16 protein-coding genes are annotated in these 13,732 nt (G+C 65.5%); 12 read left to right on the top strand and 4 right to left on the bottom strand.

The annotated features are described in order from the left end of the window. The first annotated feature begins 55 nt into the window (after positions 1 to 55). The gene (gene ssuC / locus D7S86_RS27910; RefSeq protein ID WP_121091398.1) at positions 56 to 925 is read left to right on the top strand and encodes an aliphatic sulfonate ABC transporter permease SsuC; all 870 of its coding nucleotides are present in this window, start codon (positions 56 to 58) and stop codon (positions 923 to 925) included. A gap of 35 nt (positions 926 to 960) precedes the next feature. Beyond that, entirely contained in the window at positions 961 to 1,881 is a 921-nt protein-coding gene (locus tag D7S86_RS27905) for an ATP-binding cassette domain-containing protein (RefSeq protein WP_121091397.1), read from the top strand. 40 nt (positions 1,882 to 1,921) lie between these two features. Here D7S86_RS27905 and D7S86_RS27900 read toward each other — a convergent pair whose 3' ends face one another. Beyond that, positions 1,922 to 2,998 (bottom strand): FUSC family protein, encoded by a 1,077-nt coding sequence (locus tag D7S86_RS27900; protein ID WP_121091396.1) that lies wholly within the window; start codon positions 2,996 to 2,998, stop codon positions 1,922 to 1,924. A 111-nt stretch (positions 2,999 to 3,109) separates the two neighbouring features. Continuing rightward, positions 3,110 to 3,409: a superinfection immunity protein gene (locus D7S86_RS27895; RefSeq protein WP_121091418.1), complete on the bottom strand. Its 300-nt coding sequence runs from the start codon at positions 3,407 to 3,409 to the stop codon at positions 3,110 to 3,112. 325 nt (positions 3,410 to 3,734) lie between these two features. Between D7S86_RS27895 and D7S86_RS27890 the strand changes: the two genes are divergently transcribed. Beyond that, entirely contained in the window at positions 3,735 to 4,697 is a 963-nt protein-coding gene (locus D7S86_RS27890; protein WP_121091395.1) for an alpha/beta hydrolase, read from the top strand. Between the two features lie 15 nt (positions 4,698 to 4,712). Then, on the top strand, positions 4,713 to 5,153 hold the full coding sequence (locus D7S86_RS27885) for a GNAT family N-acetyltransferase (RefSeq protein ID WP_121091394.1): 441 nt from the start codon (positions 4,713 to 4,715) through the stop codon (positions 5,151 to 5,153). 16 nt (positions 5,154 to 5,169) lie between these two features. On the opposite strand, the gene ygfZ is transcribed toward D7S86_RS27885, so the two are convergent. Beyond that, positions 5,170 to 6,213 (bottom strand): CAF17-like 4Fe-4S cluster assembly/insertion protein YgfZ, encoded by a 1,044-nt coding sequence (ygfZ, locus tag D7S86_RS27880; protein WP_420813316.1) that lies wholly within the window; start codon positions 6,211 to 6,213, stop codon positions 5,170 to 5,172. An 88-nt stretch (positions 6,214 to 6,301) separates the two neighbouring features. Between ygfZ and mltG the strand changes: the two genes are divergently transcribed. The 8 genes from mltG to D7S86_RS27840 all read left to right on the top strand — a co-directional run bounded on the left by mltG (position 6,302) and on the right by D7S86_RS27840 (position 12,961). After that, a complete protein-coding gene (gene mltG, locus D7S86_RS27875; RefSeq protein ID WP_121091392.1) occupies positions 6,302 to 7,297 on the top strand; it encodes an endolytic transglycosylase MltG in 996 nt (331 codons plus the stop codon). Continuing rightward, positions 7,294 to 7,917: a dTMP kinase gene (tmk, locus tag D7S86_RS27870; RefSeq protein WP_205962903.1), complete on the top strand. Its 624-nt coding sequence runs from the start codon at positions 7,294 to 7,296 to the stop codon at positions 7,915 to 7,917. The genes mltG and tmk overlap by 4 nt, the downstream gene beginning before the upstream one ends. A gap of 50 nt (positions 7,918 to 7,967) precedes the next feature. Then, positions 7,968 to 9,071 carry a DNA polymerase III subunit delta' gene (locus tag D7S86_RS27865; protein WP_121091391.1) on the top strand — a complete coding sequence of 368 codons (1,104 nt, stop codon included), beginning with the start codon at positions 7,968 to 7,970 and terminating at the stop codon, positions 9,069 to 9,071. A gap of 13 nt (positions 9,072 to 9,084) precedes the next feature. Continuing rightward, complete coding sequence (locus D7S86_RS27860) at positions 9,085 to 9,588, top strand: GNAT family N-acetyltransferase (protein ID WP_205962904.1); 504 nt, start codon at positions 9,085 to 9,087, stop codon at positions 9,586 to 9,588. A gap of 1 nt (position 9,589) precedes the next feature. Then, positions 9,590 to 10,375 (top strand): TatD family hydrolase, encoded by a 786-nt coding sequence (locus tag D7S86_RS27855; RefSeq protein ID WP_121091390.1) that lies wholly within the window; start codon positions 9,590 to 9,592, stop codon positions 10,373 to 10,375. Positions 10,376 to 10,451: 76 nt separating this feature from the next. Beyond that, on the top strand, positions 10,452 to 11,195 hold the full coding sequence (locus tag D7S86_RS27850; RefSeq protein WP_121091389.1) for an ankyrin repeat domain-containing protein: 744 nt from the start codon (positions 10,452 to 10,454) through the stop codon (positions 11,193 to 11,195). A gap of 49 nt (positions 11,196 to 11,244) precedes the next feature. Then, on the top strand, positions 11,245 to 11,601 hold the full coding sequence (locus tag D7S86_RS27845; RefSeq protein WP_121091388.1) for a Rap1a/Tai family immunity protein: 357 nt from the start codon (positions 11,245 to 11,247) through the stop codon (positions 11,599 to 11,601). Positions 11,602 to 11,890: 289 nt separating this feature from the next. Then, positions 11,891 to 12,961 (top strand): glycosyltransferase family 4 protein, encoded by a 1,071-nt coding sequence (locus D7S86_RS27840; RefSeq protein ID WP_121091415.1) that lies wholly within the window; start codon positions 11,891 to 11,893, stop codon positions 12,959 to 12,961. A gap of 89 nt (positions 12,962 to 13,050) precedes the next feature. Here the strand turns inward: D7S86_RS27840 and D7S86_RS27835 are convergent, their stop codons facing one another. Then, positions 13,051 to 13,629 (bottom strand): BPSL1445 family SYLF domain-containing lipoprotein, encoded by a 579-nt coding sequence (locus tag D7S86_RS27835; protein ID WP_121091387.1) that lies wholly within the window; start codon positions 13,627 to 13,629, stop codon positions 13,051 to 13,053. Positions 13,630 to 13,732 lie beyond the last annotated feature (103 nt).

Raw genomic sequence — 13,732 nt, 5'->3', positions numbered from 1 at the left:
GTCATCCGCCGTGCGTGCGCGGTGGCGCATGCATGGCATTTGCCTGGAGAGTGGGATGGGTACGCCGCTAGTTTCGAATTCTCGTCATGCCGACGCGGCCGAGCGCGCCGCCGAGCCGTTGCGGCGCGAGCGGTCGGCGCGATCGCGCGCGCATGCGTTCCGGTCGATCGTGCCCTGGTTGTTGCCGCTGCTGATCCTTGTGGTCTGGGAAGCCGGCACGCGCATGGCCTGGATCTCGACGCGCGTGCTGCCCGAACCGCTCGCGGTGGTCCAGTCGGCGTGGAGCCTCGCGCTCGACGGCTCGATGTGGGCGAACGTCAAGGTCAGCGCGCTGCGCGCGGTCGCGGGGTTTGCTGTCGGCGGTTCGCTGGGGCTGCTGATCGGCCTCGCGACGGGCACCTCGGAGCGCGTCGCGCTCGTGCTCGACTCGACGTTGCAAATGATCCGCACGATCCCCGCGCTCGCGATGATTCCGCTCGTGATCCTCTGGTTCGGGATCGGCGAGCAGGCGAAGCTGTTTCTTGTCGCGCTCGGCGTGTTCTTTCCGATCTACCTGAATACCTATCACGGGATCCGCGCTGTCGATCGCAATCTGATCGAGATGGCGAAGAGCTACGGCTTGTCGGGTTGGCCGCTCTACCGCGATGTGATCCTGCCGGGCGCGCTGCCGTCGATTCTCGTCGGCGTGCGATTCGCGCTGGGCCTCATGTGGGTCACGCTGATCGTGGCGGAGACGGTCTCGGCGCAATCGGGCATCGGCTATATGACGATGAATGCGCGCGAATTCCTGCAGACCGACGTCGTGCTCGTCGGGATCTTGCTGTACGCCTTGCTCGGCAAGCTCGGCGACGCGCTCGCGACGCTGCTCGAACGCCGGCTGCTTCGCTGGAATCCCGCCTACCGTAAAACACGGCGCGCGGCCTGATTGACCGCCTCAATGGATTTTGTGGAGACTCCGCGATGAGCAGCACCGCCAGCCTGATTCAATCCCCGTTTGCGACCGTGACGGGCATCGACATCGAAGCGGACCTGCGTGCCGACGCCGATCGATCGCCGCTGTTCGGCGACGCCGCCCGGTCGTCGAACGCGCCGTTGCGCTTCGCGCCGACATCCGATGGCCGCACGCCGGCGGCCGGCGACCGCGCGGGACGCGAGGTCGCCGTGTCGCTCGCGCGCGTCTCGAAGCGCTACGGCACGCGCACGGTCCTCAACGACATCGATTTTCAGATCGAGCGCGGCAGCTTCGTCTCGATCGTCGGGCGCAGCGGATGCGGGAAATCGACCTTGCTGCGGCTCGTCGCCGGACTCGAAACGATCGACGACGGCGTGCTCGACGCGCGTCGCGACGACGGCGTGCGTCTCGAAACGCGAATCATGTTTCAGGATGCCCGGCTATTGCCGTGGAAGACGGTGCTTCAGAACGTGATGCTGGGCATGCCGAAACAGGCGCGCGAAGCGGCGCGTGCCGTGCTCGCCGACGTCGGCCTGGCCGACCGCGCCGACGACTGGCCCGCCGAATTGTCGGGCGGACAACGACAGCGTGTCGCGCTGGCGCGCGCGCTCGTGCATCAACCCGAGCTGCTGTTGCTCGACGAGCCGCTCGGCGCGCTCGACGCGCTGACGCGCATCGAAATGCACGCGCTGATCGAACGGCTGTGGCGCGAGCGCGGCTTCACGGCCTTGCTCGTTACGCATGACGTGCACGAGGCGGTCGCGCTCGGCGATCGAGTCGTGCTGATCGAGCGTGGGCAGATCGCGCTCGATCAGCGCGTCGATTTGGCGCGGCCCCGTGCGCGCGGCAGCGTCGCGTTCGCGGCGCTTGAGGATGCGGTGCTCCAGCGTGTCTTGGGCAGCGCGGGCAGCGACCCCGTGGCTGCGTGATTCGGCGACGCCGCGCGCGGCCTTGCGCCGCCCGCCGTCTTCAAATATTCCAGTGCGTCGCAAGCTCGGCGAGCTTCGCTCGCAGCGCGTCGATCTGGTCGCGGAGTTCCGCGTGGAGCCAGATATAGCGTTCGAGTTCGATCGGCGCATCAAACGCGCTCACGTCGATCGGGCGTGAGGCTTTCGGTGCGCGCAAACGCGCGACCGTGCCGTACTTGAGCGCACGCGCGATGCCGATCAACGCCTCGCGGATCTTGCGGTCTTCTCCGCGCAGCGCATCGACGATCCGCGTGCGCGTGCCGGCATCGTCCGTCGCGAGATGCAGCGCCGTGAGCATTTCGAGCGCGCCGACGATGCTGCGCAGCGTGCTCTGGATCGATTCGAGTTCGACGCCAGGCACATCGATCTCCTTGGCGACCGACGGCATGAGTCCGCGCAACTGGACGAGCATCGTGCCCTGGCGCGCGAGGATCTGCCGGTGTTCGTCATCCCCGACGGCATGGCCGCCGACGATCCGCGAATAGAGACGCGCGCAATCGCGCAAGCCGTCCGCGAGCTTATAGCGCCACGAATACGTCGCATAGAGCGGCAGCGCGAACGAAAACACCAGTGCAATGACGATGCCGATCAGCACGTCGGCGGTCCGCCAGAGGCCGTCGCTGATCGCGGCGTCGCCGTGCCCCGCGACGATGACGAGCGTGATCGCGCCCAGCAAGGCGACATAGCCGGCCTTGCCGATGGCGTAATAGCCGCCGACCCCGCATCCGACCGCCATCAGCAGGTAGGTCAGGCCGGGCACGTGGAAAGTCGATTGCACGAGAATCAGCAGCAGACCGCCCGACGCGCCGATCAGCGTGCCGAGCGCGCGCTCGGCCGCTTTCTTGCGGATATTGCCGAGATGCTGGAGACCGCCGATGACGACGAGCACGGTGATCGATGCCCATTCGCCGTGCGGCAGGTCGATCCCGGTCGTCAGCGCGATCGAGGCGAGAATGCTCGTCGCGACGCGAATCGCATGGATGACGCCGGCGTTCCGGTATCGGCGGTAGGGATCGGTGACCTGCCTGAGCAGGGCACGCGCGCCGAGGCGCAGACGGGTGACGGGGGAGAGCCTCATCGGCCCGAATGTACGTGAGCGCGGCGCAAATGGGAATGAGGGGTTCGATGCAAAACACGGCCTGCGCGGCGGCCGTACTGCGCGGGAGCGCTCGGCTCCCGCTCGGATCGATCAGTACCGGTCGCCGTGGCGGTCGCGGTGTTGAGCGCGCGTCACGATCGCGGCCATGACCGTGGCGGTCTGCGCATCGCGCTTCATCAGCGTGATCGCGCGCGGCGAGCGCGCTTCGAAGCGCGTCAACGACCAGAGCAGCGCAACGACCCAGCCGACGACCGTCCAGCCGAGACATGCGTTGAACAGCGCGATGATCAGCGTATCGGGCCGGCGGCGGCGATCCGCGAGAATCGACGGAAGGAAGTAAATCGCGACAGCGACCGCAATCGCGGCAAATTCAACGACGGACTTCATCATGGTGTGCATCTCCGGCGAAAAATCGGCGGTGGCATCCAAACGCCATCGGTTGCGACAGTCTATGCTCGAGCCGACTCGGTATTAACCCTTAAAACTGCAAGAGACTGTTCTGTTTGCAGTGCACTTAAAGTACATGGTCAAAATATATCGCGGTGCGCAACGGCATGTTTTACGACTGAATTACCACATGTAAGTCTTTCGAAGTGCTTTCGTTTTCATGCGTGTGTCCATGGACGCATCATGTCCCGACTCGCTTTCAGCCCGATTCCAATCCGAATTCAACCCGAATTCAACCCGATCTCCGAACCGATTTTCCGACCGCTCCATGCCGTTGAACCCCAAGGTTGCCCAACTGCTCGACTCCATTGCGCGCTCGAAATTCGCGCCGCTTCATACCCTGGCTCCCGACGCGGCGCGTGCGTCGTATCTGCGCAGCGCGCCGATTCTCGATCTGCCGCCCGCGCCGCTTGCGCATGTCGAGGATATCGAGATCCGCGTGCGCGACGGCGCGTCGATTCGCGTGCGGCTTTACCAACCGTTCGAACCGGACTGGACGCGACCCGCGCCCGCCTTGCTGTTCCTGCACGGCGGCGGATTCGTCGTCGGCAACCTCGAGACGCACGACGCGCTGTGCCGCATCTTTGCGCGCGACGCCCAATGCATGGTCGTGTCGGTCGACTACCGGCTCGCGCCCGAGCACAAATTTCCGACGGCGGTCCACGATGCCTTCGATGCGCTTCAGTGGCTCAACGCGAACGCATTGACCTACGGCATCGACGCGAAGCGGATCGCGATCGGCGGCGACAGCGCGGGCGGCACGCTCGCGACCGTCGCCGCGGTCATGGCGCGCGATGCGGGGCTGCGGCTCGTCCTGCAACTGCTGATCTATCCGGGCGTCGGCGCGCATGCGTCGACGCCGTCCCATGCGGCCTACGCCGACGGCTATTTCCTGTCCGGGAAAACGATCGACTGGATGTTCTCGCAGTACGTGCACAATCGGGCCGAGCGTGACGACTGGCGATTTGCGCCGCTCGACGGCACGCGCAACGCGCCGGCGAGCTTCGCGGGGCTCGCGCCCGCCTGGATCGCCGCCGCCGAGTACGACCCGCTGTTCGACGAGGACCTCGCGTACGCCGCCAAGCTTCGGGACGCGGGCAACGCCGTCACGGTGCGGATCTACGAAGGGATGGTTCACGAATTCTTCAAGATGGGCCGTTTCATTCCCGAGGTCGCGCACGCGCATGCCGATGCATGCGCGGCGCTACGCCAGGCATTCGACACAGACTGAATAGACGAGACACGCATGCACGACACGCCTTCGATTGACATCATCACCGGCGCATGGACCCAGCTCGGGCTCGATGCCGCGCGCATTCGCGATGCGGTGTTCGTACGCGAGCAGGGGATTCCCGCCGATCTCGAATGGGATGAGGAGGATGCGCGATGCGTCCACGTCGTCGCGTATCGGACGACGCCCGAGCGCGAACCTGTCGCGACGGCGCGTCTGCTCGCGGGGGGATGGATCGGCCGCGTCGCGGTGATCAAGCCGGCGCGCCGCGGCGGGCTCGGCCGACGCGTCGTCGAGGCGCTCGTCGAGGTCGCGCGGCATCGCGGCGACGACGCGGCGCGCCTCTATTCGCAGACGTATGCGGTGCCGTTATACGAAGCCTGCGGATTTCAGGTGGTCGGGGAGCCGTTCGAAGAGGCAGGCATCCCGCACATCGAGATGGTGCGCGCGTTCTGAACGCGCGCGCCTTCGATCACTGCTCGGTCGGCAAGGTATAGGGCTGCGCGAGGAACGCGAGCGCCGGACCGTTCGCGCTGCCCAGATGAATCGACGGGCTGTCGATCGACGCGAGCTTGATCTCGACGAGACAATCGGCGCCGCCGTCGCGCGCCGGCGCCGCATTGACGACCATGCCGCACGGCTGCTCGGGCTCGCTCGCGTCGAAGATCTCTTCGCCCGCGCGCGCCGGGGCGTTCACATGAACGAGCATGGCGCGCCGCTTGATCGTGCTGCGATACTGGCTGCGCGCGACGATTTCCTGGCCCGGATAGCATCCCTTCTTGAAATTGACGCCGCCGAGCACTTCGAAATTGATCATCTGCGGCACGAACTGTTCGAGCGTCGGCGCGGTGATCCGCGGCTCGCCGGCATGAATGTCGAGCCAGTCCCAGATCGCGGCCGGGACCTGCGCGACAGCGCCGGCCAGCACGGGGGCATGCGCGTCGAATTGCGCGCGCGCGGCGATCCAGACGAACCGCGCGCGTCCGCCCACGGCGTCGGGCACGCGGATCAGATCGCCGGCCTCGCCCGTGACGACGCCGTGAACCGTATCGGGCAGGGCCGGGAAGATCGCCGACAGCGCCTGCGTCGCGTCGCCGACGATGCCCACGGCCACGTGCGACGCCGTGACGTCGGCGAGCTTCGCCTTCGCGCGCAGCACGAACATCGACAGCCGTTTGACAAATCCCGCGGCGAGATCGGCCGACGCGAGCATGCGGATCGTCTCGCCCGTGCGCCAGACGAGCAGGCTCGCGAGCAGCCGGCCTTTCGGCGTGCAGTAGCCGGCCAGACGCGCGGCGCCGCTCGCGAGCGACTCGATGTCGTTCGTCAGTTGGCTATGCAGGAACGAAGCCGCGTCGGCGCCCGTCGCATCGACGATCGCGAACTGGTCGAGCACGGCGAACGCCGCGCCTTGTATCGCGTGATCGAAGTCGGCGGCCGTCGGCTCAGCGACGGCGGACGGGGGCGCGGGCAAGGGTGTGGACAGGGGCGCGGTGGAATCGGACGGGGACGACAGATGAGGAGCGGCGGTCATAAGCACGCGACGATGATCTATTGGGGGCAAGCAAGTATTATATGGGCCGTTCGGAAACCCCTTCAGCTTCATGTCCTTTCTCAGAAATCTGCTGTTCGCCGCGCTCGTGATCGTCGCTGCGGCGGGGGGCGCGCTCTACTATTGGGCCAAGCAGCCGCTGACCTTCGCGACGAGCCCGCTCGATGTGACGATCCATCCGCATAGCTCGACGCGCAGCGTCTCGGAGCAGCTCGAGGCGGGCGGCGTGCCGATCAATCACTGGCTGTTCGAGTTGCTTGCGCGCGGACTGCGCATGACGACCGCGCTCAAATCGGGCAACTACGAGTTCGAAAACGGCGTGACGCCGTACGACGTATTGCTCAAGATTGCACGCGGCGACGTCAATCAGTTCGCCGTGACGATCGTCGAAGGCTGGACGTTCGCGCATATGCGCGCCGAACTCAACAACAGTCCGCAGCTCGAACACGATTCGGCCAGCATGTCGGACGCCGATCTGCTCAAGGCGATCGGCGCGCCCGAGACGCAGGCCGAAGGATTGTTCTTCCCGGATACGTACTTGTTCGACAAGGGCACGAGCGATCTGTCGGTGTTCAAGCGCGCGTACCGTGAGGCGCGCGACAGGCTCACGCAGGCGTGGGCCGCACGGGCGCCCGATCTCGCATTCCAGACGCCGTACGAAGCGCTGGTCATGGCGTCGCTCGTCGAGAAGGAAACGGGCGTGCAAGCCGATCGCGGACTCGTATCGGCCGTCTTCTCGAACCGGCTCAAGAAAGGCATGCCGCTTCAGACGGATCCGAGCGTGATCTACGGGCTCGGCGCGGCCTATGACGGTCATCTGCACAAGCACGATCTGCTGACCGATACGCCATTCAACACCTATCTGCACCCCGGGCTTCCGCCGACGCCGATCGCCTTGCCCGGTATGGCGTCGCTGCTCGCCGCGGTGAATCCGGCGCAAAGCAATGCGCTGTATTTCGTTTCGCGCGGCGACGGGCATAGTGAGTTTTCCGAGAATCTGGGCGAACACAATCGCGCCGTCGACAAATACATCCGGGGTAAGCCATGACCGCTGTGCGCGGGAAGTTCATCACGTTCGAAGGCATCGACGGCGCGGGCAAGACGACGCATCTCGACGGGTTCCGCGAGCGGCTCGCGTCGCGCGTGCCGCCCGGACATATCGTGTGCGTGACGCGCGAACCCGGCGGCACGCCGCTGGGCGAGTCGCTGCGCGAGATCCTGCTGCATGAACCGATGCATCTCGAAACCGAGGCGCTGCTCATGTTCGCCGCGCGCCGCGAGCACATCGCGACGGTCATCGAGCCCGCGCTCGCGCGCGGGGACTGGGTGCTCTGCGATCGTTTCACCGACGCGACGTTCGCCTACCAGGGCGGCGGACGCGGTCTGTCGATCGAGAAACTGGCGGTGCTCGAGGATTGGGTCCAGCAAGGCTTGCAGCCCGACCTGACGGTGCTGTTCGACGTGCCGACACAGACCGCGAGCGACCGTCGCGGCGCGGCGCGCGATCCCGACAAATTCGAGCGCGAATCGAGCGGCTTTTTCGAACGCACGCGCGCCGAATACCTGCGTCGCGCGGCTCAGGCGCCGGCCCGATTCGCGATCATCGACGCGACGCAGACGATCGATGAAATTCGCGTGAAACTTGAAGAAGTGATTTCAATTATTTGAATTTAAATAATATCCATCTTCTTGAGCCCGTTGACTCTTCAATCCAAACCATGATTTATCCGTGGCAATCCGATGACTGGAACCGTGTTCAGGCGCTGCGGGCGAACTGGCCGCACGCGCTGCTGTTCCACGGGCTGGCGGGCACAGGCAAGGTCGATTTCGCGCGGCATCTGGCGAACGGTCTGCTCTGCGAGGCGCCGTTGACCGACGGACAACCGTGCGGACACTGCGCGGCATGTGCGTGGCTCGCGCAAGGCAATCACCCGGATTTTCGTGTCGTGTGTCCCGAAGCGCTCGCCGCCGAGAATCCCGGTGCGCCGGGCAGCGGCGGGTCGGGTGAGGGCGCGTCGGACGCGGGCGATGCCGGCGGCGCGGGCGGTGATAAGGACGGCAAAAAGACCAAGACGCTCAGCAAGGAGATCAAGATCGAGCAGATCCGTTCGCTGCTCGATTTCTGTAGCCTCGGCTCGCATCGCGGCGGGCTGCGCGTCGTGCTGCTGCATCCGGCCGAGGCGCTCAACGTGGCCGCGGCGAACGCCTTGCTCAAGACGCTCGAAGAACCCGCGCCGGGCGTCTGTTTTCTGCTCGTGACCCAGCGCATCGATCGGCTGCTGCCGACCGTCATCAGCCGATGCCGGCAATGGCCGCTGACGACGCCCGATGCGCCGAGCGCGAGCGCCTGGCTGGCCGACCAGATCGCCCAGGCCGGAACCGGCGGCGCCGACGCGGCCAAATCGGCCGCGCAGGCGCTGGCCGAGGCGGGCGGCGCGCCGCTGCTCGCGCTGTCGATCCTGCGCGACCCCGAGCACGCGGCCTTGCGGCGCTTCACGCTCACGCAGCTCGCGGCCGGCGTGGGGTGCGATGCGTTCGCCTGCGGCGAGACGCTCCAGAAGGCGCCCGTGCCGCTTGTGCTCGGCTGGATCCAACGGTGGCTCTACGACGTCATCGCGCTCCAGGGCGCGGGCCGCGCGCGCTATTTTCCCGACGCGGGCAAGGCGCTCGAACGCTGCGCGGGCGCCGTCGATCCCGTCGCGCTGGCCGCGTTCTGGCGCACGGTCGTGAGTCAGCGCGCGATCGAGCAGCATCCGCTCAATACCCGGCTCGTGTTCGAGTCGCTGTTCGCCCATTACCGGGCGTTGTTCGAAGCCGAGTGAGTTGCCGATGAATCTGACGAATCTGACATTTCGCGATGCGACCCGTGACGACCTGCCGAAGATCGTCGAGATCTACAACTCGACGATTGCGTCGCGTCTCGTGACGGCCGATCTCGAACCCGTGTCGGTCGAAAGCCGTCACGCGTGGTTCGACGCGCATTCGGCGGCGCGCAGGCCGCTCTGGATGGTCGAGGACGCGGGCCGCATCGTCGGCTGGTTGAGTTTTTCGGACTTCTACGGCCGGCCGGCCTACAACGCGACGTCCGAGATCAGCATCTATCTCGACGAGCGCGCGCGCGGTCACGGCTACGGCACGCGCATGCTCGCGCACGCGCTCGAGGTCGCGCCGACGCTCGGCATCAAGCGCGCGCTCGGTTTTATCTTCGGCCACAATGAACCGAGCCTGCGGCTGTTCCGCCGCTTCGGATTCGCCGATTGGGGCGTGCTGCCGTGCGTCGCGAACCTCGACGGGATCGAGCGGGACCTCGTGATCCTCGGCCTGCGACTCAAGGACTGACATGTTTGTCGACTCACACTGCCATATCTATTTCGAAGGCCTCGTCGAGCGCCTGCCCGAGCTGCTCGAACACATGCGCGAACAACACGTGAGCCACGCGCTGCTCGCGAGCGTCGATCTCGAAACGTTTCCCGACGTGCTCAAGCTCGCCGAAGCGCATCCGAACCTCTACGCGTCGGTCGGTGTGCATCCCGACCACGAACACGCGAAGGAGCCGAGCGTCGCCGAACTCGTCGAACTCGCCGCGCATCCGAAGATCGTCGCGATCGGCGAGACCGGGCTCGACTATTACCGGCTCGAAGGGCGTTCGGTCGCCGACATGGAGTGGCAGCGCGAGCGGTTTCGCGTCCATATCCGCGCCTCGCGGCGCACGGGCAAACCGCTGATCATCCATACGCGCGCGGCGTCCGACGATACGATCCGGCTGATGCGCGAGGAAGGCGCCGACACGGTCGGCGGCGTCATGCATTGCTTCACGGAAGCCTGGCCCGTCGCGCAACAGGCGCTCGCACTCAATTTCCATATCTCGCTGTCGGGCATCGTCACGTTCAAGAGCGCGACCGATGTACAGGACGTCGCGCAGCGCGTGCCGCTCGATCGCCTGCTCATCGAAACGGACTCGCCGTATCTCGCGCCGGTGCCGTATCGCGGCAAAACCAATGAACCTGCGCACGTCAGCCATGTCGGACGCTTCATTGCCGCGTTGCGCGGCATCGACGAGGCGGCGCTGGGTCACGCGACGACGGAAAATTTTTTCCGCCTGTTCGCGGCCGCGGTGCCTGTCTGAGTCCGGAAACATCGGCATGAATTTCTGTGTTTATTATTTATAATCAAAGAATTATCAGATCATTCAGAGGTATTGCATGAAGTTGATCCGCACGTTGGTGTCCGCATGCGCGCTCGCTGTATCGATGTCGTCGGCATGGGCGCAGTCTGCCGCGTCGGCGCCCGCGGCCGCGACGCCGCCCGAAATGAGCGCCTCGATGTTCCGCGCCGTGCAGCTCGACTATGCCGACAAGGTCAAGGGGCTGCTCAAGGACGGCGAGAGCCCGAATACGGTCGAATCGCATGGTGTGCCGCTGATCGTCTATGCGGCGCGCTACAAGGCCGACGAGGTCGTCAAGGTGCTCGCCGACAACCCGGATACGGATCTCGAGGCCGTCGATCCCGTCGGCGAGAACGCGCTGATGATGGCTGCGATCAATCAGGACATGCCGATGGTCCAGACGCTGCTCGCGAAGGACGCCGAGGTCAACAAGAAGGGCTGGTCGCCGCTGCACTACGCGGCGAGCGGCGGCGACGACGCGATCGTCAAGCTGCTGCTCGATCATTCGGCCTATATCGACGCCGGTTCGCCGAACGGGTCGACGCCGCTCATGATGGCCGCCGCCGCCGGGCACATCACGACGGTCAAGCTGCTGCTCGACGAGGGCGCGGATCTCTCGATCAAAAATCAGTTGGGCCTCAATGCGATCGACGTGGCCAAACGTTACAATCAGCCCGACATCGCCGATGGCCTGAGCAAGCGGCTCGCGCAGATCGATGCGTCGAAGGGCGTGCCGGCGGCGGGGAGCTCGGCGGCCACGGCGGCGACGCCGTCGAAATAACAGGGCGTGAGCCCATACAAAGCGAAAGACGATAACGAAAGGACACACCATGCTGCGCGTCATGCTCTGCGCAACTGTGCTCGGCCTGCCCCTGACGGCGGCCGCGTTCAACGGGAAGGATCTGGTCAAGCTGTGCAACCGGACCGACGTGCCGTCCAAGAGTGCGTGCCAGGCCTATATCGAAGGGGCGGCCGACGGCGCATACAACACGATCGAGGCGATCGGCGGCACGACCGGGCCGCGCGTCGGACAGTATTTCTGCCTGCCCGCGGGCACGACGCCCGACGATATGACGACCGCCGTGCGCAAATGGGCCGCGGGCAACGCCGATAAGCTCGACTACAACGCGAGCACGGTCGTCGCGCTCGGGCTCGGCGCATCTTACGCGTGCCGTTCGGAACCGTAACCGGACGCCATCGCCGACGCGGCGCGTGTACACAGGCCACCGGCCTGTGATACGCAGCCGGGAATGAATTTCGCTGTGCGCTTGGGACATTCAGCCCGGCGCATGCGCGTCGCGTTGGACCTCATGTCAGACATGGACGTCACCCGTGGTGCGCTCGACCGAGCCATGGCAGGTTTGTCATGGCTCGCATTTTCGCGTCGTTGCGCGTGAATTTCGGGATAATGGCGCACCTTTTGAAATCGGCAGGCCATCGATGCCCGCCGGCAGGACTGGAGACAATGCAATGGTTTTGAGAATCGCGCAGGTCGCACCGCTGACGGAATCCGTTCCCCCGAAGCTCTATGGCGGCACGGAGCGTGTCGTGTCGTACATCACCGAGGCGCTCGTCGACCTCGGACACGACGTCACGTTGTTCGCGAGCGGGGATTCGAAAACGAGCGGCAAGCTCGAGGCCGTCTGGCCGCGCGCGCTGCGCCTGGATCCGGGCATTCGCGACCGGATCGCGCCGCATATGCTGCTCATGGAGCGCGTGCGGCGCGTCGCCGACCAGTTCGACGTCATCCATTTCCATATGGATTACTACTCGTTCTCGCTGTTTGGCCGTCAGGAAACGCCGTTCATCACGACTTTGCACGGCCGGCTCGATTTGCCCGAGCAACAGCCTGTGTTCGACGTGTTCAACAATGCGGCGGTCGTGTCGATTTCCGACAACCAGCGCCATCCGCTGCCGCAGGCCAAATGGCTCACGACCGTCTACCACGGCCTGCCCGAGAAACTTTATACGCCGCAGCCCGTCGAGCAGGGCTACCTCGCGTTCCTGGGTCGGATTTCGCCCGAGAAGCGCGTCGATACGGCCATTCGGATCGCGGGCAAATGCGGCATGAAGATCCGGATCGCCGCGAAGATCGATGCGGCCGATCGCGAGTACTTCGAGAACGAGATCAAGCCGCTGTTTTCGCTGCCGCACGTCGAATACATCGGCGAGATCGCCGATCAGGACAAGGCCGCGTTTCTGTCGGGCGCGCATGCGCTGCTGTTCCCGATCGACTGGCCGGAACCGTTCGGTCTCGTGATGATCGAGGCGATGGCCTGCGGCACGCCCGTGATCGCGTTCAATCGCGGTTCGGTGCCGGAAGTCATCGATGAAGGGATTTCGGGCTTCGTCGTCGAAGACGAGATCGGCGCGGTCGCGGCCGTGAACCGGCTCAACACGCTGCCGCGCGAGCGCGTGCGCAAGCAATTCGAAGCGCGTTTCACGTCGCGCCGGATGGCCGAGCAGTATGTCGACGCCTACAACACAGTGATTCGCGCGCAGAAGCGTGCGCGCTTCAAGGTCGTCGACGGCGCGCCGAACACCTGAGCGCGCGGCGCCGTCGGTGCCTGCGCACCGATGGACATCAGGCGCCGGATCGACACGGCATCCGGCGCCTGATACTCCGATACGCTGGGCTAGATGCTCAGCCTCGAGACCTTCGTGCCGTCCACCGACAGGTCGGCCATCAATCCCGCATTCGTCAACACGAGCGCCTCGACCGGGGCCATCGCCGTGGTCGTGTCGATCGAGCCGTTCGCGCCGAGCTTGAGCACGGCGACCGACGCGTCGCCGCCCGCCGACCACCCGTCGCGATTGCGGAACGTGTCGAGCGCTTCCTGCGTCATGAACAGGAAGATCAGCGCCTTCGATTGAGCGCCGGCCTGCAGGCCGACCGACAGCGCGGTCGTGCTGTAGTAGCCCGTGGTCGTACCGCCCACGCGCAATGCGCCGCGGCCGTACGCGGCGCCGACGATGAAGCCGGCCTTCACGACGTCGGGGAAGATGAGCACGCCGCGCGCTTTCGAAACGAGCTCGCGCGAGCCGCTGACCTGCGTATAGAGCTTGCCGAGCGTTTCGTCGACCGACGAGTTAATCGAGCGGCGCTGGCTAGCCGGGTCATCATTCGCCCCCGTGTTCGCCGTGCAGCCGGCCAGCGTAGCAGCCAAGGCCGCGAACGCCGCGCCCGAACTCAAAACAAACTCACGTCTTTGCATGGTGACCTCCGTTGGGTTGAGTGCTTGACAACATCGAACCATCGACACTTGAGGCACAGTCGCCGATATCGCACTTGAAATCGAGCGTTCGATCTGCGGTGAA

This window comes from Pararobbsia silviterrae (assembly GCF_003628125.1).
GTDB lineage: Bacteria > Pseudomonadota > Gammaproteobacteria > Burkholderiales > Burkholderiaceae > Pararobbsia > Pararobbsia silviterrae.
Note: the sequence above shows the minus strand (reverse complement) of the source record. Positions and strands in the feature narration are given on the sequence as shown.

Bases quoted from the DNA above. Each gene is read 5' to 3' on its own strand.
- D7S86_RS27850 (WP_121091389.1), top strand. From the start codon at position 10,452: ATGAAGTTGATCCGCACGTTGGTGTCCGCATGCGCGCTCGCTGTATCG.
- D7S86_RS27865 (WP_121091391.1), top strand. From the start codon at position 7,968: ATGATTTATCCGTGGCAATCCGATGACTGGAACCGTGTTCAGGCGCTG.
- D7S86_RS27890 (WP_121091395.1), top strand. From the start codon at position 3,735: ATGCCGTTGAACCCCAAGGTTGCCCAACTGCTCGACTCCATTGCGCGC.
- D7S86_RS27845 (WP_121091388.1), top strand. From the start codon at position 11,245: ATGCTGCGCGTCATGCTCTGCGCAACTGTGCTCGGCCTGCCCCTGACG.
- D7S86_RS27885 (WP_121091394.1), top strand. From the start codon at position 4,713: ATGCACGACACGCCTTCGATTGACATCATCACCGGCGCATGGACCCAG.
- D7S86_RS27900 (WP_121091396.1), bottom strand. From the start codon at position 2,998: ATGAGGCTCTCCCCCGTCACCCGTCTGCGCCTCGGCGCGCGTGCCCTG.
- D7S86_RS27895 (WP_121091418.1), bottom strand. From the start codon at position 3,409: ATGATGAAGTCCGTCGTTGAATTTGCCGCGATTGCGGTCGCTGTCGCG.
- ssuC (WP_121091398.1), top strand. From the start codon at position 56: ATGGGTACGCCGCTAGTTTCGAATTCTCGTCATGCCGACGCGGCCGAG.
- tmk (WP_205962903.1), top strand. From the start codon at position 7,294: ATGACCGCTGTGCGCGGGAAGTTCATCACGTTCGAAGGCATCGACGGC.
- D7S86_RS27855 (WP_121091390.1), top strand. From the start codon at position 9,590: ATGTTTGTCGACTCACACTGCCATATCTATTTCGAAGGCCTCGTCGAG.
- D7S86_RS27905 (WP_121091397.1), top strand. From the start codon at position 961: ATGAGCAGCACCGCCAGCCTGATTCAATCCCCGTTTGCGACCGTGACG.
- mltG (WP_121091392.1), top strand. From the start codon at position 6,302: ATGTCCTTTCTCAGAAATCTGCTGTTCGCCGCGCTCGTGATCGTCGCT.
- D7S86_RS27835 (WP_121091387.1), bottom strand. From the start codon at position 13,629: ATGCAAAGACGTGAGTTTGTTTTGAGTTCGGGCGCGGCGTTCGCGGCC.